This is a genomic window from Streptomyces sp. NPDC056734 (genome assembly GCF_042790455.1).
Classification (GTDB): domain Bacteria; phylum Actinomycetota; class Actinomycetes; order Streptomycetales; family Streptomycetaceae; genus Streptomyces.
Window position 1 is genome coordinate 63,778 of record NZ_JBHTZD010000001.1, and the last position, 20,598, is coordinate 84,375.

At 72.3% G+C, this 20,598-nt stretch carries 13 protein-coding genes and 1 pseudogene; 5 read left to right on the forward strand and 9 right to left on the reverse strand.

Features of this window, described 5'->3' with window-relative positions:
* Positions 1–113 precede the first annotated feature (113 nt).
* Together ACFRFC_RS00270 and ACFRFC_RS00275 are read right to left on the reverse strand one after the other, a co-directional pair.
* Complete coding sequence (locus tag ACFRFC_RS00270; protein ID WP_382679407.1) at positions 114–818, reverse strand: DUF3105 domain-containing protein; 705 nt, start codon at positions 816–818, stop codon at positions 114–116.
* A 53-nt stretch (positions 819–871) separates the two neighbouring features.
* A complete protein-coding gene (locus tag ACFRFC_RS00275) occupies positions 872–1,249 on the reverse strand; it encodes a hypothetical protein (protein ID WP_382679410.1) in 378 nt (125 codons plus the stop codon).
* 252 nt (positions 1,250–1,501) lie between these two features.
* On the opposite strand from ACFRFC_RS00275, the pseudogene ACFRFC_RS00280 reads away from it, so the two are divergent.
* Positions 1,502–2,026 (forward strand): annotated as a pseudogene (locus ACFRFC_RS00280) (DUF2269 domain-containing protein); the annotation flags it as partial.
* A gap of 127 nt (positions 2,027–2,153) precedes the next feature.
* Here the strand turns inward: ACFRFC_RS00280 and ACFRFC_RS00285 are convergent.
* From ACFRFC_RS00285 to ACFRFC_RS00295, 3 genes are all read right to left on the reverse strand, one after another.
* A complete protein-coding gene (locus tag ACFRFC_RS00285) occupies positions 2,154–3,590 on the reverse strand; it encodes a VWA-like domain-containing protein (RefSeq protein ID WP_382679413.1) in 1,437 nt (478 codons plus the stop codon).
* Entirely contained in the window at positions 3,587–4,822 is a 1,236-nt protein-coding gene (locus tag ACFRFC_RS00290; protein WP_382679416.1) for an AAA family ATPase, read from the reverse strand. Before ACFRFC_RS00290 ends, ACFRFC_RS00285 begins: the two co-directional genes overlap by 4 nt.
* A gap of 128 nt (positions 4,823–4,950) precedes the next feature.
* The gene (locus ACFRFC_RS00295) at positions 4,951–6,333 is read right to left on the reverse strand and encodes a hypothetical protein (RefSeq protein ID WP_382679419.1); all 1,383 of its coding nucleotides are present in this window, start codon (positions 6,331–6,333) and stop codon (positions 4,951–4,953) included.
* A gap of 174 nt (positions 6,334–6,507) precedes the next feature.
* Here ACFRFC_RS00295 and ACFRFC_RS00300 point away from each other — a divergent pair, with 174 nt between their 5' ends.
* The 3 genes from ACFRFC_RS00300 to ACFRFC_RS00310 all read left to right on the forward strand — a co-directional run bounded on the left by ACFRFC_RS00300 (position 6,508) and on the right by ACFRFC_RS00310 (position 10,002).
* Positions 6,508–6,951 carry a helix-turn-helix transcriptional regulator gene (locus ACFRFC_RS00300; RefSeq protein WP_382679422.1) on the forward strand — a complete coding sequence of 148 codons (444 nt, stop codon included), beginning with the start codon at positions 6,508–6,510 and terminating at the stop codon, positions 6,949–6,951.
* Positions 6,952–6,961: 10 nt separating this feature from the next.
* Positions 6,962–7,369, forward strand: a complete 408-nt coding sequence (locus ACFRFC_RS00305) for a VOC family protein (RefSeq protein ID WP_382679425.1) — start codon at positions 6,962–6,964, stop codon at positions 7,367–7,369.
* Positions 7,370–7,614: 245 nt separating this feature from the next.
* Complete coding sequence (locus tag ACFRFC_RS00310; RefSeq protein WP_382679428.1) at positions 7,615–10,002, forward strand: ATP-binding cassette domain-containing protein; 2,388 nt, start codon at positions 7,615–7,617, stop codon at positions 10,000–10,002.
* A 463-nt stretch (positions 10,003–10,465) separates the two neighbouring features.
* Here the strand turns inward: ACFRFC_RS00310 and ACFRFC_RS00315 are convergent, their stop codons facing one another.
* From ACFRFC_RS00315 to ACFRFC_RS00325, 3 genes are all read right to left on the reverse strand, one after another.
* The gene (locus ACFRFC_RS00315) at positions 10,466–12,817 is read right to left on the reverse strand and encodes a bifunctional serine/threonine-protein kinase/ABC transporter substrate-binding protein (protein WP_382679431.1); all 2,352 of its coding nucleotides are present in this window, start codon (positions 12,815–12,817) and stop codon (positions 10,466–10,468) included.
* A 127-nt stretch (positions 12,818–12,944) separates the two neighbouring features.
* Complete coding sequence (locus tag ACFRFC_RS00320) at positions 12,945–15,080, reverse strand: bifunctional serine/threonine-protein kinase/ABC transporter substrate-binding protein (RefSeq protein WP_382679434.1); 2,136 nt, start codon at positions 15,078–15,080, stop codon at positions 12,945–12,947.
* Entirely contained in the window at positions 15,080–16,216 is a 1,137-nt protein-coding gene (locus tag ACFRFC_RS00325) for a hypothetical protein (RefSeq protein ID WP_382679437.1), read from the reverse strand. The genes ACFRFC_RS00320 and ACFRFC_RS00325 overlap by 1 nt, the downstream gene beginning before the upstream one ends.
* Before the next feature lie 425 nt (positions 16,217–16,641).
* Here ACFRFC_RS00325 and ACFRFC_RS00330 point away from each other — a divergent pair, with 425 nt between their 5' ends.
* The gene (locus ACFRFC_RS00330) at positions 16,642–19,632 is read left to right on the forward strand and encodes a family 16 glycoside hydrolase (RefSeq protein ID WP_382679440.1); all 2,991 of its coding nucleotides are present in this window, start codon (positions 16,642–16,644) and stop codon (positions 19,630–19,632) included.
* 109 nt (positions 19,633–19,741) lie between these two features.
* Here ACFRFC_RS00330 and ACFRFC_RS00335 read toward each other — a convergent pair whose 3' ends face one another.
* The gene (locus tag ACFRFC_RS00335) at positions 19,742–20,404 is read right to left on the reverse strand and encodes a flavin reductase family protein (protein WP_382679441.1); all 663 of its coding nucleotides are present in this window, start codon (positions 20,402–20,404) and stop codon (positions 19,742–19,744) included.
* Between the last annotated feature and the right edge of the window lie 194 nt (positions 20,405–20,598).

Below are 20,598 nucleotides of genomic sequence, written 5' to 3' on the forward strand. Positions count from 1 at the left end.
CCCGGTATTTTTTTTTTCTTTTGTTTTTTGGTTGTGGGGGGGGGGCCGTTGGCCCCCCGGGGGGGCGGGGGGGGCCCCCCCCCGGGCCCCCCCCCCCGCCTACCCCCGCGAGGTCACGCCCCGATACCGCCCGTGCACGCCGCACCGGGCTCCGGGGTCTGGCTGCCCTGGATGTACTTCTCGAAGAACTCGTCTATCCGCGGATCCGACGCCTCCGTCACCTTCAGCTGGTGCCCCCAGGCCGAGAGCGTGATGGGTGAGTCGGAGTCGTCGTACGGGCTGATGAGCGTGTACGGCGTGCTCTGCACCCGCTCGGTCAGCGTCTCGACGTCGGCGTCCGAGGCTTCGGTGTTGTACGTGACCCAGACCGCGCCGTGCTCCAGGGAGTGCACCGCGTTCTCGTCGATGATCGCCTCGGTGTAGACATCGCCGTCGCAGTTCTGCCAGACGCCGTCGTGGTCGCCGCCGACCGGTGGCGTCATCGGGTAGTCGACCTCTTCCTCCACATGGGTCTGGCTCAGGTCCTCCCATGTCTGCTCGCCCTCGACCGGGGCGGCCTGCTCCTGCTCCTGCTGATTGGCCGAGTCCAGCAGATACCAGCCACCGCCGATCAGACTGAGCACGATCGCCGTGGACACCGCGATGGTGATGATCCGGCCGCGGCGCTCACGAGCCCGTTCGGCGCGGCGCTGCTCCTCTATTCGGGCCCGGCGCGAGGCCGACTTGGCCGCCTTGCTGCCGGTCTTGCCCTGACTCGCGTTCTTGCCCTGACCTGCGTTCTTGCCCTGATCCGAGTTCTTGGATTTGGCCGTGGCCATGATGAAGTCCTTTGTGCGCGGCGGAAAATGACGGATACCGGTGACAGCACCGGTCAGGTGCGCAGCACTTGCAGGACATGGAGATCGGGCGGACGCGGCGGCGGCGCGTACCGGACGGTGAGCGTGGGGACCTCGACCGGGCCGGGGGCCTCGCGGGCGGGCAGACCCAGCGGCTGCGGCTGGGGGACCGGGCCCGTGGTCGGGGTGTCCACCGCGGGTGTTCCGTCGCACTCCTGGTGACCGGGGGAGAGACAGACGAGATCGAGTACGCGGCCGTTCTGGGCGCCCTGCACGGTGTGCACGGCGGGTCCGGAGCGCTGTTGGCCGGCCTGGGCGTTGGCCTGGGCGCACAGACATGCCACGCCGAACAGCGTGGCCAGGGCCACCAGCAGGCCCAGCACCACGGAACCGGAACGCCGCCGCACGGTCATGGCCGGGCGGCCCCTCGGGGGGCGTGGTGGAGGAAGGCGCGGGTGAACACCTAGGCATCATAGGAGCAGGTGGGGCACGGGGGTTACTGAGCCGACGGATCCCATGGATCCGGCCATCCGCCCGACACCACCCCGTCCGTCGTCGAAGCCTGCCGCACCCGGATTCCCGGGCTCCGTACGCCCACGCCAGTACGTCCGCCTACTCCCTGCGTCAGATGCCCCGCACCCCCGGTGCCCGGCACGGTGGGGCAGGTGAAACTCAGCCGCCCCGCACGCCGGGCCTCCCTCGTCGTCCATGCCGTCGCCGCCGCCTGCTGGCTCGGGCTCACGCTCGGGCTGCTCACGCTCGGGGTCACCGCGGCCACCACCGCGAACGCGGTGACGGTGGAGGCGTCCGTACGGGCCATGAAGCTGTTCGCCGACCGGCTCCTGCTGCCGGTCGCCTTCCTCACCCTGGCGTCCGGGCTGGTGCTGGCCCTCGGTACGCCGTGGGGGCTGGCCCGGCACCGCTGGGTGCTCACCAAGTTCTGGCTGACCCTCGCCACCGTCACCGCGACCGCCCTCGCCCTGCGCCCCGGGGTGAACGACGCGGTGACCGCCGTGGCGGCCGGGCACACCCTGCCCGACACCGGCGAGATCCTGACGGGGCCGGTCGTCTCTCTGTCCGCCTACCTCTTCATGACCGCCCTCTCGATCCTCAAGCCCTGGGGACTGACCCGCCGCGGCCGCAGGCTGCGGGCGGCGCAGGCCCGGAAGCCCGTACGGGCCGCGCCCGCCGGCGAGTCGGCCAGTGAGTCGGCCGGTGAGTCGGCCGGTGAGTCGGCCAGGGAGTCGGCAAGCGAGTCGGCAAGGGAGGAAACGGGACGTCACCGGATCCCCTGAGACGGCGGCCCGGACGCTGCGGTCACCCGTCCGTCACGATCTCCACCACCCGTGCCCACTCCGGCGGCCCCGACGGCACATAGTCGGGGTCGGATTCATCGGCGCCCCGCCCCACCCGGGGAAAGAGACCGATGACCGTGCGGCAGGGCGGGCGGGAATCCGGCCAGGGCGTCTGGCCGTCGGTCAGGGCCACGATCACCTCCGGCCGGGGCCGCGCCCGCAGCGCCGCGGCGAACCCCGCCCGCAGATCCGTACCGCCCCCGCCCGTCAGCGCGATCCCCTCCGCCCGGCACAGCCGTTGGGTCACCCCCACCGACGCGTCGCACGGCACCACACTGACCAGATCGCGCCGCCCGCCCACGGCCCGGCAGATCTCGGCGACCTCGCGCAGCGCACCACCGAGTTCCGTGTCGCTGACCGACCCGGACGTGTCGATGACCACGCAGACCCGGGGCGGTCTGCGCCGCAGACTCGGCAGGACGACACCGGGCAGCCCGGACGAGCGCCGCGACGGGCGGCCGTACGAATAGTCCTCCCCGGCGCCGCTGCCCGAGGCCGCCGAGCGGATCGCCGCGCCCAGCAGTTCCCGCCATGGCTGCGGCGGCTGGAACGCCTCCTCGGCCCACCGCCGCCAGCCCTGTGGCGCGTCGCCTGGCCGTCCGGTGATGCCCCGCGCGACCCGGAACCGCACCGCGTCCCGCTCCTGCGCGCTCAGTCCGTGTGCCCCGCCGGGCCCGAGTTCCCACTCCCGGTCGAGCCCGTCGGCGCCACTGCCGCAGTCCAGCCACACGAACCCCTGCGCGTGCGGACCGAGCCGGAACAGCCTCAGGTAGTCCTCCATCAGCAGGCCGTCGTTGAGCGTCAGAGCCTTCGGTACGACGGCTCCCGCGGGCTCGGTGAGTCCGTCGCCGTACACATCGTCGTTGATCTCCAGGTCCGCCGCGATGTTCATCCGCAGCCGGTCGCCGGGGCCGGTCAGCCCGCGCTGCCGGGCGATCCGGTCACTGCGCCCGTGATGGTCCCGGAGCAGATGCGACACCTCGTGGACCCACACCCCGGCCAGCTCCTCCACCGGGGTGCGGTCCACGAACGCCGGGGACACATAGCACCGCCAGTACCGGTCGACCCCCATCGTCGGCACCTGCCGCGAGGCGACGACATGCAGTGCGAACAACGCCGTGGCGAGATACGGCCGGACGCGGGCGGCGTGCAGTCGTGCGGTGTAGAGCTTTTCTAGATCGAGGCCGAGATCTGGGCCGAGATCTGGTTCGCGATCTGGGTCGCGATCGAGGCCGCGACCGAGGCCTGGGTCCGGGTCGTGGTCAGGGGCGCGGTCCGGGTCGTGGCGGTGGGCCGCCCGGCGGCCGGGGTCGGGACCGGCCGGCGGCCGCGCGTCCTGTGCCGTGTCCGGCGGCGCGGTCGGTGCCGCAGTCGGTGCCGCGGGTCGCCGCGTCGTCATCGGCCCGCCTTCCCCGCGGCCTCGGCCCGGTCCCGTAGCCGGTCCGCCTGCCGGGACAGGGTCACCACCCCCGCGAGCCGCTCGATCTGCGCCGGTACGTCCCAGTCCTGCTGCCGCAGGGAGGCGAGCGTCGACGCCGGTACGACGACCAGGTCCGGGGCGCCGGTGTCCAGGGCCCGGACCAGCAGGGTCCAGGCGGCGTCCCAGCGTTCCCGGCCCGGGCGGTTGCGTACCGCCTCGACCACCCCGTCGAGCACCGCCTGACGCAGATCGCCGCGCGCGGGCAGTTCGGCGTGCGCCGGGTCGGCGAGGAGTGTCTCGGGGTCGGGGAGGTCCATACGGTCGACGGCGGCCAGCAGTTCCAGCCCCGGACCGTCACCGACCGTCCCCCGGACCAGCAGGGAGAGCACATCCCGCGAGGAACCGGCCGCGGTGGCGAAGGCGATCAGCCGCAGCGTCATGTCCCAGCTGCGCGGCGAGGGCCAGGCACCGCCGCGACGGGTCTCGCTGTTCGGCAGCCGGTGCACCAGGCCGGGCCGCGCGCCCAGCAGTCCGCACACCGCGCGCCGGGCGAAGCCGACGGCCTCCGGCAGCCGCGCGGGGTCGAGCCGGGGCAGCGTGGCCTGGGGCCAGGTGCCGCCCAGTCCCCGGACGACCACCTCGTGGTCATGGGTCCACTGGAGGTGCACGAACCGGTTGGCCAGGGGTGCGCTCAGTTCCCAGCCGTCGGCCGCCGAGGCCCGCGGATTGGCGGCGGCCACGATCCGTACGCCGGGCGGCAGCCGCAGCGCGCCGACCCGCCGTTCCAGCACCAGCCGCAGCAAGGCGGCCTGGACTGCGGGCGGGGCGGTGGACAGCTCGTCCAGGAACAGCAGTCCCCGGCCGGCCCGCACCAGCCGCACCGCCCAGTCCGGCGGGGCCATCGGGACGCCCTGCTCGGCCGGGTCGTCCCCGACGACGGGCAGCCCGGAGAAGTCCGACGGCTCGTGCACGCTGGCGATGACGGTGGTCAGGGGAAGGTCCAGGGCCTCGGCGAGCCGGGTCAGCGCCGCCGTCTTGCCGATCCCCGGCTCACCCCACAACAGAACGGGCAGATCGGCGGCCACCGCCAGGGTCAGGGCCTCCAGTTGCGTGTCGGGCCGCGCTTCGGTGGTCGTATCGGCCAGCAGGGCCAGCAGTTCATCGGCCACGTCGAGCTGAGCGGCGGGCGCGGGCAGGGCAGGAAACGTCATAGGGCATCACCGGGCTTCTGTTCGTGCCGGGCGCGCGGAGGCGTCCGGCGGTGGACCGCGGAGGTGGGTGAGGGGGAGTCAGCAAAGGTCGGTGAGGGTGTGCGGGTCGGTGAGCGGAGCGCCCGGGGTCAGTGCACGTGCGCGTGCCGGGGCCGGCTGCGGCGGCCGGACGGCGGGAGCGGACGCGGCCGTTCCCGCCGGGGTGACCGGGGATCGGTCATGCCCGCCCGGAACAGCCCGTACGTCACCCGCTGCCGAGCCGCGCTCTCCAGCGCCTCGCGCAACGCGCCGTCCCGCAGCAGCGCTCCGGGACCCAGCAGGTTCTCCACGACCGTCAGCGCCCCGCCGGTGTCACCGTGACGCAGCCGCTCCCGGATGTCGGCGAGGCAGTTGGGGTGACGGTGTGCCCGGTCGATGGCCTGGAGACACGGCAGCGGTGTACCGGTCAGCTCGGCCAGCAACTCCTCGCGCCGGATCTCGTCCCGATCGTGATCCAGCGCCGCGAGCACACCACCGACCAGCCCGATCCGGTGCATCGCACCCCGGCACTCCACCAACCGTGGCCCAACACCCTTATCGGACAAGGTAGTTGATGACCCATGCCGTCCCGGTACGAGCGCGGCGGCGACCAGCGGATGGAGCCGGTCCCCCTCGATCGCACCCGCGCGGAGCAGTTCGAGATCGGGCAGCACCCAGGTCGCCGCGTCCGGCAGCACGGGTCCGCCGCGGACGGCGCCCGCCGGGGTGATCGTCCCGTCCGGCGCCACCAGGAACCGATGCCGGCTGCCCGCCCGCACGAGGACCGGACCGTCGGCCACCCCGTCCGCCCCGAGCAGCAGACGCGCCTCGTCGGCCCACCGTCCGACGGCGAGCCGCCGCCCGTCCGGGACACCCCGCAGGAGATCGGCGTACGGAACAGGACCGGGAGCCGGCCCACCCGAAGCGGACCACCCAGGTGCCGTCGACCGGGCAGGCAGCTCACCCACCCTGCGCACATCCCACAGATGCCGATGCAGATCGAACCGGAATCTCCGGTGCGGGTGGGGGTGCGGGTGTGGATACCGCTGGCCTGGGGTGTCGCCGCCCGAGCCGTCCCACACCGCGAGGCTGATCCGCTGACCGGCGTCGGCCCAGGCGGGCACGGTCCGGGCCACGAGATACAGCGCGGACGTGCCGTCCCGCGCGGCGGCCCCGTAACGGGCGAGGGCGACAGTCAGACCGGGCCTGAGCACCCCGTGGGGAGCGATCCTCGGCAGATGCCAGCGCAGCAGATCGGGCGCCAAGTGCCGCAGATCCGCGCGGAGTCGGGCGGCCGGCTCCTGCCCATAGGCGCGGGCCAGTGACCGTACATGGAGATCGACCTCGACCCCGGCGGCGGCACATGCCCCTGCCCAGTCCCCGGCCGTACGCCGGGCGGTCGCTCGCTCGATCATGGAGGCCGGCACGGCGAACTCGCGCACGCGCGGCCAGAAGGAAACCCGGGAGTCGTCGTCCACAGCGGAAGTGAGCATCAGCACTCACCTTGCGCGGACGGGTCCCCCGATCTGTTCTGGGAGTGAGTCATCATCGCCGGGGATCCTAACCCGTCGGCCGCCGCCTGGCGAGGCATATTTCCCGCGCCGCCCGCTCGGCGAGAAACATGCAGGTCAGGCCCAATGTCAGTGCCCGGACGTAGTATTTCGGACATGAGTAGTCGATCCGCCCCGGATCAGTCCTTGCGGGACCTCGCGCGGTTGCGGCGCGTCAAGGACCGGATAGACCGGGAGTACGCCCAGCCGCTCGACGTCGAGGCCCTCGCGCGCGGCGCGCACCTGTCGGCCGGGCATCTGAGCCGCGCCTTCCGCCGGGCCTACGGCGAGTCGCCGTACAGCTATCTCATGACCCGCCGGATCGAGCGCGCGATGGCGCTGCTGCGCCGGGGCGACCTCAGTGTCACCGAGGTGTGTTTCGCCGTGGGCTGCTCCTCGCTCGGCACCTTCAGCACACGGTTCACGGAGCTGGTCGGGGTGCCGCCGAGCGTGTACCGGCGGGAGGGGGAGACGGCGACGGCGGGGATACCGTCGTGCGTGGCCAAGCAGGTCACGCGACCCGTCAGGAATCGAGAAGCGCCCCTTTCGGCCCGAGGTTAGCGTGAGGGCCATGGACATCAGCATTCACGCCAGTTTCCTGCCCCACGACGACCCGGAGAAGGCCCTGGCCTTCTACCGGGACACCCTCGGCTTCGAGGTCCGCAACGACGTCGGCTACGAGGGGATGCGCTGGATCACCGTCGGCCCCGCCGACCAGCCGGAGATCAGCATCGTGCTGTTCCCGCCGGGCGCCGACCCGGGCGTCACCGAGGACGAGAAGCGGGTCATCACCGAGATGATGGCCAAGGGCACCTACGCCAGCCTGCTCCTCGCCACCCGTGACGTCGACGCCACCTTCGACCGGCTCCAGTCCGGCGCCGAAGTGGTCCAGGAACCGACCGACCAGCCGTACGGGGTCCGCGACTGCGCCTTCCGCGACCCCGCGGGCAACATGATCCGGATCCAGGAGAAGCGCTGAGCCCCGGGCCCCCGGCCGTCGAGCCCACGACGTAGCGACCCGGGCCGGTTAACCTGACCTACCGGCCCGGGACGGCCTGACGCGGGAGCGAGGCGGAGACGGCCTGACGCAGGACCGGCCGGAGCGGCCGATACCGGACTGATTCAGAGACGGCCGAACTCACACAGGCGGCGCCGGAGGGGGACGGCGAAGGCGACGTCAGGCAGCACAGAACCGATCAAGACCGCTTGGAGAAACAGAAGACCATGGCCAAGAGGACGGACCCGCAGTCGCCCGAGCCGCACGCCGCCGACAGCCACGACCTGATCCGGGTGCACGGCGCGCGCGAGAACAACCTCAAGGACATCACCATCGAGATCCCCAAGCGCCGGCTGACGGTGTTCACCGGGGTCTCCGGCTCGGGCAAGAGCTCGCTGGTGTTCGACACGATCGCGGCGGAGTCGCAGCGGCTGATCAACGAGACATACAGCGCCTTCGTACAGGGCTTCATGCCGAACATGGCCCGGCCCGAGGTCGATGTCCTCGACGGTCTGACCACGGCGATCACCGTCGACCAGCAGCGCATGGGCGGCGACCCGCGCTCCACGGTCGGCACCGCCACCGACGCCAACGCGATGCTCCGCATCCTCTTCAGCCGGCTCGGTGACCCGCACATCGGCGGGCCCGGCGCCTTCGCCTTCAATGTGCCCTCGGTCAAGGCCAGCGGCGCGATCACCGTAGAGCGCGGCAACAACAAGAAGGCCGAGAAGGCCACCTTCTCCCGCACCGGCGGCATGTGCCCGCACTGCGAGGGCCGCGGCAAGGTCTCCGACATCGACCTCACCCAGCTCTACGACGACGAGAAGTCGATCGCCGAGGGCGCCTTCACCATCCCGGGCTGGAAGTCGGACAACGTCTGGACCGTCGGGGTCTACGCCGAGTCCGGCTTCCTCGACCCGAACAAGCCGATCCGCCGGTTCACCAAGCAGGAGATGCACGACTTCCTGTACCGCGAACCGACCAAGGTCAAGGTCAACGGGGTCAACCTCACCTATGAGGGCCTGATCCCCAAGATCCAGAAGTCCTTCCTGTCCAAGGACAAGGAGGCGATGCAGCCGCACATCCGGGCGTTCGTGGAGCGCGCGGTCACCTTCACCGACTGTCCCGACTGCGGCGGCACCCGGCTCGCCGAGGCGGCCCGCTCCTCCAGAATCAAGGGCATCAACATCGCCGACGCCTGCGCGATGGAGATCCGCGACCTCGCCGGATGGATCCGTGAGCTGGACGAACCGTCGGTCGCCCCGCTGCTCGCCAAGCTCCAGCACACCTTCGACTCCTTCGAGGAGATCGGCCTCGGCTATCTCTCCCTGGACCGGCCGGCCGGCACCCTCTCCGGCGGCGAGGCCCAGCGCGTCAAGATGATCCGCCATCTAGGCTCCTCCCTCACCGATGTCACCTACGTCTTCGACGAGCCGACCATCGGCCTGCACCCGCACGACATCCAGCGGATGAACGACCTGCTGCTGCGGCTGCGCGACAAGGGCAACACCGTGCTGGTGGTGGAGCACAAGCCGGAGACGATAGCCATCGCCGACCATGTCGTGGACCTCGGCCCCGGCGCCGGTACGGGCGGCGGCACCGTCTGCTTCGAGGGCACGCTCGAAGGACTGCGCGCCAGCGACACGGTCACCGGGCGGCACCTGGACGACCGGGCCACGCTCAAGGAGACCGTCCGCGAGCCCAAGGGCACCCTGGAGGTCCGCGGCGCGAGCGCCAACAACCTCCAGGACGTCGACGCGGACATCCCGCTCGGCGTGCTGTGCGTGATCACCGGAGTCGCCGGGTCCGGCAAGAGTTCCCTGGTCCATGGGTCGATCCCGGCCGACCAGGGCGTGGTCTCCGTCGACCAGAGCCCGATCCGCGGCTCCCGGCGCAGCAACCCGGCCACCTACACCGGGCTGCTGGAACCCATCCGCAAGGCGTTCGCCAAGGCCAACGGCGTCAAGCCGGCCCTGTTCAGCGCCAACTCGGAGGGCGCCTGCCCCACCTGCAACGGCGCCGGGGTCATCTACACCGACCTGGCGATCATGCAGAGCGTCGCCAGCACCTGCGAGGACTGTGACGGCAAGCGGTTCCAGGCTGCCGTACTGGAGTACCGGTTCGGGGGCAAGGACATCAGCGAGGTGCTCGGGATGCCGGTGGCCGAGGCCGAGCGGTTCTTCGCCGAGGGCGAGGCCGCCACGCCCGCCGCGCACAAGATCCTGGAGCGGCTCGCGGACGTCGGGCTCGGCTATCTCACCCTCGGCCAGCCGCTCACCACCCTGTCCGGCGGTGAGCGCCAGCGGCTGAAGCTGGCCGTGCACATGGCGGAGAAGGGCGGGGTCTACGTCCTGGACGAGCCGACCACCGGGCTGCATCTCGCCGACGTCGACCATCTGCTCGGCCTCCTCGACCGGCTGGTCGAGTCCGGGAAGTCCGTCATCGTGATCGAGCACCACCAGGCGGTCATGGCCCACGCGGACTGGATCATCGACCTCGGCCCCGGCGCGGGCCACGACGGCGGAAAGATCGTCTTCGAAGGCACCCCCGCCGACCTGGTCACCGGCCGCGCCACCCTCACCGGGGAGCACCTGGCACAGTACGTCGGCGCCTGACCGGCCTGTGTGTGCAAGAGGGGGGAGGGGCGGACCTGACTCGGGCCCGCCCCTCCTTCTTCCTCTTCCTCGCCCGGCTGCTTCCGGCAGATCACCTCCCGCGCGGGCAGCCGCCCCGTGTCCCGATACGTGGTGACCAGCCGCTCCACATGGGTCGCGTTCCGGTCGGCCGCCCAGCCGGCCCAGGCCGGGGCAACTCCAGTGAGCGGCCCGCGAACCGGGGGTCCACGCCGATCAGGTCGTACTCGTCCACCACCTCACCCATCGTCTGTCCGACGGTCAGCGGCATGTCCAGACCGGCCCCGCCGGGACCGCCGTTGTTCAGTCGAGCCGCTGCCCGGTGCCGTCGTCGGGGCCGAGGGAGCAGGGGGTGCCAGTCGATGGCCTGGGAGTAGGACCGGGTCAAGCCCGCAGACTCCGCCATGTCCACATGCGCAGCCGACAGGCATGAGCGAACCGCCCGCTACGCGCTGTCCGCCGTCACCTGGTCGAACCGCCCCAGGAAGTGGAACTGTCCTCCCTCGGCCCGGTAGAGAAACGCCGACCGCTCCAGCTGGAGCAGTCGCTCCCCGTCCTTCGTGAAACCGAGCGGCTTGGCGACCCCTTCGTACGACGTCACGAACACCCGCTCGGCCACCTCGCCCGGCTCGACGGAGGCGCGGGAGCCGAACGCGTCGAGCGTGCGGCCGAGCAGGCCCACCGCGTCGTACGCCTCCACCGCCCAGCGGCCCGGCGGCGCCCCGTACCGTTCGCGATACGCGGCCGTGAACGCCCGCGCCGCCCCGGTGTCCACCGACAGCACCTCGGTGAACGACGCCCCGAACACCCAGCCGTCGGCCGCGCCGCCCGCCGCGTCCAGGAACTCCTGCCGCATCACGGCCTCGAACCCCACACACGCGCCCGGGAACCCGGCCTCGGTGAGCGCCCGCGCACAGGCCGCCGCGCGGACCGCCGACGTCCCGGCATAGACCACCGCCTGCGCGTCGGCCGCCAGCACCTCCCGCACGGCGGGCCCGAAGTCGTCCTCACCGGCGGCCACCTGATGCACGGAGACCGTCCCGCCATCGTCCCCGTTGGGCACCGTGTCCCGGAAGTTCTGGCTCGCGTCCCGCGCCATCGCGCCCCCGTCGCCGTCCTCGACGACGGCCGTACGCCGGCTGTCGTGGACCCGCGTCAGATAGCTGATCAGCGGAAGTGTGCGGTACGACCCCGGAGCCCTGGTCACCACGAGGTTGCGGGTCGTCGCGGGGGACAGGCCCGCCTCGTCGGGGTCCGCCGACACCAGCACGAACGGCATCGACGCCGCCTGGTACAGCGGCGCGGCGGCCTTCGCGGTGCCGGCCCCGGTCGGCCCGATCACCGCGCGCACCTCAGGGTCGTCCGCCAGGGTCCGGGCGAGGGTCGCCGCCCGCCCGGTGTCGCCCCCGTCGTCGTGCACCGACAGCGCGAGGCGGAAGGTGATGTCCGCACGGGCGTTGTGGTCGGCGACCGCGAGCCGCGCCGCCCGCTCCTGGGCCGTACCGATGTCCTTCTGCGCGCCCGAGAGATCCCCCTGGAAGGCGAGCGTACGCGTCGGCACCTGCGGCGCCGCGCCCTGCGTCGACGGGTCGCGCCGCACCAGCAGCACGGCCGCGGCGGCACCGGACGCGGCGACCACCGCCAGCGCCGAGCCGCCGATCAGCAGTGCCCGGCGCCGGGTCGTGGGTCGGTCCCGGGTGTCGTCGGGGAGCACCTCGGGCATGGCGGCCACCGGACGCGGCGGCGGGTCCAGCGCCCGCGCGGAACGGTCGGCGACCAGCCGCACGACCTCCGGCGGCAGCCAGGCGGGGGAGCCGGACCCGGACCGGGCTCCGTCTCCGTCCTCCGGCGGGCCGTACGATCCGTCGGCCGGACCAAGTGCGCCGTCGACCGGGCCGTACGATCTGTCGGCCGGGCCGTACGATCCGCCGCCCGCCCCCCAATCGACCGCCGGCCATCCTCCCGCCGCCCGTTCGCCCGCCGCCCGTTCGCACACCTCCCCGAGCTGGGCCGCTGTGGGCCGCTCCCAGGGCGCCTTGCGCAGACACGCGGTGACGACGGCCGCCAATTCCTGTGTCAGTACCGCGTCGAGCCCGACGAGATCCGGCTCCTCGTGGACCGTGCGGTACAGCACCGCGCTCGGATCGCCGGTGCCGAACGGCCGCCGCCCGGTGGCCGCGTACGCCAGCACACAGCCGAGCGCGAAGACATCGCTGGGCGCCGCCACCTCGCCCGCCGAGGCCCGCGCCTGCTCCGGGGCGAGATAGCCGGGGGTGCCGATCACCGCGTCCGGGGCGGTGAGCGCGGTCACGCCCGCGCCCTGCGCGATCCCGAAGTCGATCAGCCGGGGGCCGTCCAGGGCGAGCAGGATGTTGCCCGGCTTGACATCCCGGTGCACCAGGCCCGCCGCGTGCACCTCGGCCAGCGCCCGCGCCAGCCGTGCCCCGAGGACGGCGACCGTACGGCCCGGCAGCGCACCGGCCCCCGACACCGCCTCGGCCAGCGACGGGCCCGCCACGAACGCGGTCGCAAGCCAAGGCGCGGCGGCCTCGGTGTCGGCCGCCGTCACCGGCACCACCCAGCGCCCGGACAGCCCGCCCGCGAGGCGCACCTCACGGCGGAACCGGGCCCGGAACGCCGGATCGGCGGCGTACTCGGCCCGGATCACCTTCAGGGCGACGGGCGCCCCGTCGGCGGCGCGGGCCAGATAGACCGTGCCCATGCCGCCCGTGCCGAGCCGGGCGAGCAGCCGGTGCCCGCCCAGGGTCTCCGGGTCCTCGGGCCGTAGTGCGCGCATGCGTTTCGTTCCTCGCGGTGCGTTCGGGAAGCGGTCGTACGGTGCCGGGTTCGGCGGGGACCGGGGACCGGGGGCCGAGGGGGGCGGGTCAGGTCAGGTCAGTGGGTCGGTCACGTCGGCCGATCCATCACGTCGGCAGATCGATCACGTCGACGTAGCCGAACCCGCCGTCGTTCACCACGCGGAGATGGACCTGTGCGACCTCCCGGCGGTGCTCGTCGTCGAACGCGTACAGCCCCGCCAGCCCCTGGTACCGCGACGCCGCGAGCGCGTCCGCCAGTTCCTCCCGGTCGCCGCCGCCGTCCAGCGAGGCGATCCGGTTGGCGAGCAGGCGAATGGCGTCGTACGCCTCTGCCGCCGAGGCCGGTGGCGCGGTGCCGTGACGGTCGCGGTAGGCGGCGGCGAAGGACGCCACCTCGGGAGCCGCCGGATCGATGTGCGGACTGACCGCCTGCCAGCCCTCGGCGGCCGGACCCGCCGCCTCGGTGAAGGCGTCCGTCGCCGAGCCCGTGTCGACGAACCGGGGCCCGTCGAAGTCCCGTTCGGCCAGGGCGCGGGCCACCGACGCGGCGCGCTCGGCGGTGCCGGTGTAGAACAGCCCGTCGATACCGTTCTCGATCAGGTCGGGGACCACCGACGCCGGGTCCGCGAAGTCCGGCACGACCCGGGTGTACAGGTCCAGCGAGAGACCGCCGGCCGCGCCCTTGGCGAGCGTGGTCAGCTCATAGCCGCTGATCCCGCTCGCGCGGTCGATCAGCAGCCCCGGCCTCTTCGACCCCCGCGCCGCCATGGCCAGCACCGTGCCGTACGCGGTGTACGGCGCCAGGGCCGCCGCCCGGAAGTACCACTTGGGCGAGGCGATCAGCGCGGCCTGCGACGCGGACAGCGACAGCTCGGACACCGTCATCACCGGCAGCCGGGCGCTCTCGTACACCGCCATGGAATGCTCCGCCGACGCGTAGCCGGTCGGGCCCAGCACGGCGAGCACCTCCGGACGGCCCGTCAGCCGCCGGGCCGCCGCCGTGGCCCGCGCCGCCTCGCCCTTGTCGTCCACCACGTCGAGGACCAGCGTGAACGGCTTGTCCCGCTGGGCGTTGAACTCGTCCACGGCCAGCCGCGCGGCCCGCTCCTGCGCGACACCGGCCGCCTGCTGCGGGCCGCTGAGGTCCGCGTGCACGCCGATGACCCGTTGCGCCGCGTCGGGCTGCCCGGACGTACCGTCGCCCTCGTCCCGCAGCGCCGCCCACAGGACGGTCCCGCCGCCCGCCGCCAGTACGGCCGCGCCGCCCGCGGCCAGCGTCAGGAACCGGCGCCGTCCGGGCCGGGCCCGCTCGGGCGCGACGGTGTCGGGGACCAGGGTGGCTTCGATGCCGGGCAGCGCCAGCAGCGCGTGCGACCGCTCGGCGATCAGGGTGACCACCGGGTCGGGCAGCCAGTCGACGGCCCCCTCCGGGGCGTCCTCCACCAGCGCCCGGTCCACGTCCGCCGCGGTGGGCCGCCCGGCGGGATCCTTGGCCAGACAGTGCCCGAGCAGGTCCCGCAGCCCGTCGTCGGTGATGCCGGTGAGGTCGGGCGCGTCATGGACCGTGCGGTACAGCAGCGCGTCCACCGCGCCGGTGCCGAACGGCAGGCGGCCGGTGGCGGAGTGGGCCAGGACACAGGCCAGCGAGAAGACATCGCTGGGGGCGCCCACGTCCCGCGCCCGCGCCTGCTCGGGGGAGAGGAAGCCGGGCGTGCCCACCATGACCCCGGCCGAGGTGAGTTCGGTCGCCTCGGCGGCCGTGGAACGGGCGATGCCGAAGTCGATGAGCCGGGGCCCGTCCAGGGCCAGCAGCACATTGCCGGGCTTGACGTCCCGGTGCACCAGGTGCGCGGTGTGCACCGCGGCCAGCGCCCGCGCCAGCACCTTGCCCAGTACCCGCACCGCCCGCACCGGCAGCGGGCCGCACGCCTGCACCGCCTCCGCGAGCGACGGGCCCGGCACGAACGCCGTCGCCAGCCACGGCGACGCGGCCTCCGTGTCCGCGCCCAGCACCGGCACCACCCACGGGCTGCGCACCTGCCCCGCCGAGGCGACCTCACGCCGGAAGCGGGCCCGGAACTCGTCCTCCTCGGCGAACTCGGGCTGGATCACCTTCACCGCGGCCAGATCGCCGTTCCCGGCCCGCGCCAGATACACCACACCCATGCCGCCCGCGCCCAGCCGGCCGAGCAGCCGGTAGGCGCCGAGCCGGGACGGATCGGAGGGAAGCAGCCGCTCCATCACGAACCCTCCTTCACACCGGAGTCAGCGCCGGAGCCGACACCGAAGCCGACACCGGAGCGAGCGCCGGACCCAGCGCCGGAGCCGGCACCGAAGCCGGCACCGAAGCCGGCACCGAAGCCGACAGCGGAGTCCGTGCCGGAACCGGCAGCGGCTGCGGCGTCCATACCGGATTTCGCACCCGAGTCCGCCCCGGACTCCGCCCCGGACTCCGCCCCGGACTTCGCCCCGGAGTCCTCTCCGGTGGCCGCCCCCGATTCCGCCCCCGAGGGCGTGCCACCCGGCGACGCCGACTCCGCCTTGCCCTCCACCGGACGCCCGACCTGCTCCTGCGCCCGCAGCAGCATCCACGGCAGCGCCTTCTCGACGATCGGCTGCAACGACCCGTCGTCGTAGCCGCGTCCGCCGCACACCGAGGTCGCCGCCGTCACCGGCCCGAAGGTGGCCTGCGACCACCAGTAGGGATACGGCCCGCCGTGCTCCTCGCTCACGCACTGCCCGGTCTCGATCAGCGAGTCCTCGCTGAACCGGTTGTTGCCCTCGCCCCACTTGGAGGCGAGCGTGATCAGCCCGGTGAGCAGCTCACCGTCCTGGAGGATCTGCTCGCCGCAGTCCACGGACTCCTCCAGCATCCCCGCCTGCTCCCACCCGGCGTCCTCGGACGTCCGGTGCACGGTCACGGTCGCCGAGATCCGCACCAGACCCTTGCCGTCGCCCGCGGGCACCTCGAAGTGCCGGGTCAGCGTGGCCAGTACGTCGTCCGGCAGCGGCTCGCGCTGCCAGACACAGTCCCGCCCCAGCACCGCCCAGCGACTCGGATCGCTCTCGTACGGCGTCGACTGCCGGACCTCGGCGGGGAACAGGTCCGGCCCCGCGATCACCTTCCCGATCAGCGCCTTCGCCTCGGCCTCCGTGCCGGGCTGGAGCTTCGGGTCCGTCTCCATCCGCTGCGGCTGCGCCGACTGCGAGGCAGCGGCCTCCGGCGAGGCGACGCTCACCCCGCCGCCCGACTGCTCCCCGCCCTTGGTCCCGGTGCCGCCCCCGTCGCCCCCGTCGCCGCCGTCCGTACAACCGGCCAGCAGCATGCCGCACACGGCCAGGGCTCCCCACCCCGGCCGGGCTCTTCCATACGCCACGGTCCCCGCCTTTTGCATCGTGTCCGGTGCACCCCGTGTGCCCCCGTGCGTCCGCGCCGCTGATGCGCCGGTCCGCGCCTGTACCGATGCTCGCCGGACGCCGTGCGGTTCCCGGTCCCACCCGGTCCCCGCTGCGTACGACGCCGACCAAATCGTATCCCCGTACGACATAAGGCCAACTGCTGGGGCGGGAGTTGGCGGCCGTGGCCCGGTTGAACCGGAATCCTCGCCTCTTCCGCTTCCTGTGAAAAAACTTTTGACTCTCTGTGGACGAAGTATGGACCGTGCGGTGAAAAGTCCCTAGTGTCTCGGCGAGTTGCCCCCCTTCCGCACCCCGAGCGCCAGGAGGAAATGTGAGACCAGGGCCAAGACCTGGGCCGAGACCCGGGCGGTACCGCCAGTTCTCCAGACGCACCGCGAGCGTCGTGCTCGCCCTGCTCGTCGCGGGCAGCTTCGCGCCCGCCGTCGCCGACACCCCCGACCGCGCCGCTGCCACCGCCGACATCCCGCCCCAGGAACCCGGGGTCACCCTGCGCGTCTTCGACGTCCAGGCGCCGCTCAAGAAACTCTGCGAGCTGAAGGAGGGCCAGACCCCCAACGTCGACAAGCTGATGCCGGTCATCGACTGGTCGTCCGACGCCGACTTCGGCATGGCGAGCAACTTCATGACCCAGGTCATCGGCCATCTCGACGTGCCCCGGGACGGCACCTACGACTTCCGGCTGATCAGCGACGACGGCTCCCGGCTGCTCCTGGACGACAAACTGGTCATCGACCACGACGGGCTGCACGGCGCCGACCCCAAGGACGGCAGTGCCCAGCTGACCGCCGGTCTGCACCCGCTGCGCATCGAGCACTTCGAGGCGGGCGGCGGCCAGCAGATCACCCTCCAGTGGAAGCCGCCCGGCGCCGCCGGCTTCACCGTGGTGCCCGGCACCGCGCTGAGCACCGACGCGGGCGTGGTCCGGGTCACCGCGCCCGGCCGCAAGGAGTGCGTCAGCGGCCAGGACAGCCCCGGCGACGGCCTTCCGCTGGCGGGCGTCCACCCGAACTACACCCTGACCGATCTGCGTCCGCCCGGTTTCGAGCCCAAGGTCTCCGCGATGGACTGGCTGCCCGACGGCCGGCTCGCCGTGGCCACCTGGGGCGAGAGCCAGACCAGCAACGGCGAGGTCTACCTCCTCGACAATGTCACCGGCTCCACCGGCCCCGAGCAGGTCACCGCGAAGAAGATCGCCTCCGGGCTGCGCGAGCCCATGGGCATCAAGTACGTCGACGGCAAGCTGTATGTGTCGGAGAAGCACCAGCTGACCGAGTTGAACGACACCGACCGCGACGAGGTGACCGACACCTACCGCACGGTCGCGGCCTGGCCCCACGGCGGCAACTTCCATGAGTTCGCCTTCGGCCTGCTCTACGACAAGGGCAGCTTCTACCTCAACCTCTCCGTCGCCATCAACTACGGTGGCGCCACCACCGACCCGCAGCCCGCCAAGGACCGGGGCACCACTCTCAAGGTCGACAAGCGCACCGGAAAGGTCACCTACCTCGCGGGCGGGCTGCGCACCCCCAACGGCATCGGCTGGGGCCCCGGCAAGGAACTCTTCGTCACCGACAACCAGGGCGGCTGGCTGCCCGCGTCGAAGCTGGTCCAGGTGAAGAAGGATCGTTTCTTCAATCACTACACCCGCTTCAAGGACGGCGAGAACACGGTCAGCGGCCGCTTCGACGACCGTCCGGCGACCAAGCCGGTGCTGTGGCTGCCGCAGAACGAGATCGCCAACTCGCCCAGCACACCCCTCACCCTGAAGAAGGGCCCCTTCGCCGGGCAGCTGCTCTTCGGTGATGTCACCTACGGCGGACTCCAGCGCGCCAGCCTGGAGAAGGTCGACGGCGAATACCAGGGCGCGGTCTTCCGGCACACCCAGGGCCTGGAGGCCGGGGTCAACCGGATCAGCGTCGGCCCCGACGGCGCGCTCTACGCGGGCGGCCTGGGCGCCGAGGGCAACTGGGGCCAGGAGGGCAAGCTCCGCTTCGGCCTCCAGAAGCTCACCCCGAACGGCACCAGCGCCTTCGACATCCACTCGATGCGGGCCACCGACGACGGCTTCGTCCTGAAGTACACCAAGCCGCTGTCCCAGGCCACCCTCGACCGGATCGCCCAGAACCTCGCCCAGAGCTACGAGGTCCGGCAGTGGCGCTACTCGCCCACGCCCGAGTACGGCGGCCCCAAGATCGACGAGGAGGCGCTGAGCGTGTCCAGGGCCGTCGTGTCGAATGACCGCACCCAGGTCACCCTGGACATCCCGGGCCTGACCGCCGACCGTGTGGTCCACATCCGCTCCCCGCGCCCCTTCGCCGCCGCGAGCGGCGAGGCTCTGTGGAGCACCGAGGCCTGGTACACCCTCAACGCCATCCCCGGCGACCGCTCCGCCCCCGCCTCCTACGAGGCGGAGGAGGCCAAGCTGTCCGGCAGTGCCGGTGTCACCAAGGAACACCAGGGCCACTCCGGCGGCGGCTTCGTCGACGGCTTCGGCACCCAGGGCGCCGGTGTCACCTTCCACGTCGACACCCCCAAGAAGGGCATGTACGACGTCGGACTGCGCTACGCCAACGGCCCGCACCCCTTCAACGGCACCAAGAAGATCAGCGTGTACGTCAATGGCGAGAAGGTCCGCCAGAGCGCCCTGCCGCCCACCGGCGGCTGGACCACCTGGGCCACCAGGACCGAGCGGCTGAGCCTGCGCGGGGGCACGAACACCATCAGCTACCGCTACGACGAGGGTGACGACGGCCATGTCAACCTCGACATGCTCCAGCTGAGCCGGCCCGGCGCGTGGATCGACCTCTTCGACGGCGGCACCCTGTCCCAGTGGCAGCACACCGACGGCCGCGCGGTGGGCTGGCCACGGGCCGAGCAGGACGCCATCGAGGTCTGCTGCGGCGACATCCGCACCAAGCAGTCCTTCGGCGACTACAAGCTCCACGTCGAGTTCAAGGTCCCCAAGCTCCCTGACAACGTGACCGGGCAGGACCGGGGCAACAGCGGTGTCTACCTCCAGGAGCGCTACGAGATCCAGGTCCTGGACTCCTTCGGCGTACCGAAACTGGCCGCGAACGACGCCGCCGCCATCTACAACCAGAAGGCGGCCGACCAGAACGCCGCGAAGGCCCCGGAGACCTGGCAGTCCTACGACCTCACGTTCCGTGCCGCCCGTTTCGACAGCGCGGGCAACAAGACGGAGGACGCCCGGGTGACCCTGGTCTGGAACGGCGTCAAGGTCCACGACAACGTGGCCATCACCGGCCCGACCGGCGGCAGCATCCCGGAGGGCGCGTCGACCGGCGCGATCCGTCTCCAGGACCATGGCAACAAGGTCCGCTACCGCGACCTCCGGATCCAGCCGCTGGGCTGAGGACGGACCGGAGACACCGGTGAGGTGACGGGAGGGCCTTCGGCTGAATGCCGGGGGCCCTTCGCCTGTGGGGCGGGGGAGCCGGTCCCGCTGTGGGGTGCGGGTGGCGTCAGCGGGGTGTCCGGGAACGGAAACTGTGGCCCAGCTCGGAGCCGAGGCCGTAGTAGTGGCGGAAGTTGTAGATCAGTGGGCTCCACAGGGCCGGGTCGATGTGCTGGGAGCCGGGGACGACGATGCGTGGGTCGGCATGGACCCTGAGCACCTGGGCCTCGACGATGAGGAACTCGCCGGAGATGTCGGGCTGGACCCGGGCGGCACGGGCCTCCAGTTGCAGGGGGCAGTCGGCGACCCGGGGCGGCCGCACCAGCTCGGAGGGCTCAGGACGCAGGCCCGCGGCAGCGAACTTGTCCCGCTCGAACCGGAAGCCGTCCCGCTTGCGCACGGGCACGGGAGTGCACCCGGTGAGCGGCGCGAGCCGTTCCACCGCCGGCCACTGGTCCGGCGCGGGCAGGTTGATGACCAGCTCGGGTCGGCCGCGCAGATTGTGCGCGGTCTGCCCATCGGCCCCCAGCCCCAGGACGATCACCTGGCCCAGGGCCCAGGCCGAGGACATCGGCGCGAGATTGAAGGAGCCGTCCTCGTTCTCCGTGGAGAGCAGCACGACCGGTGTTCCGAAGTACAGGACGCTCGGCGTGATGGTCATGTGGGTCATGTGGGTCATGCGGTCCGCGGAGGTGTCGGCGGGCACGCTGCCCGGCGTCAAGGTGTTCATGGGACCCGACGGTAGGGCGGGAACTCTTCGGTGCGCGCCGAAGGATGCCTGGCCGGGCGGCATCGCTTCGAGTAGCGGGCGCATCCATGGCGTTTGCCTGATTGGCAAAAGAAATCGCCCCATGGGTTGACCTGGTGACGTGCTCCCTTGATGCTGTGTTCATGAGGTCCGCGGGTCGGCCAGGCGTGGTGCTG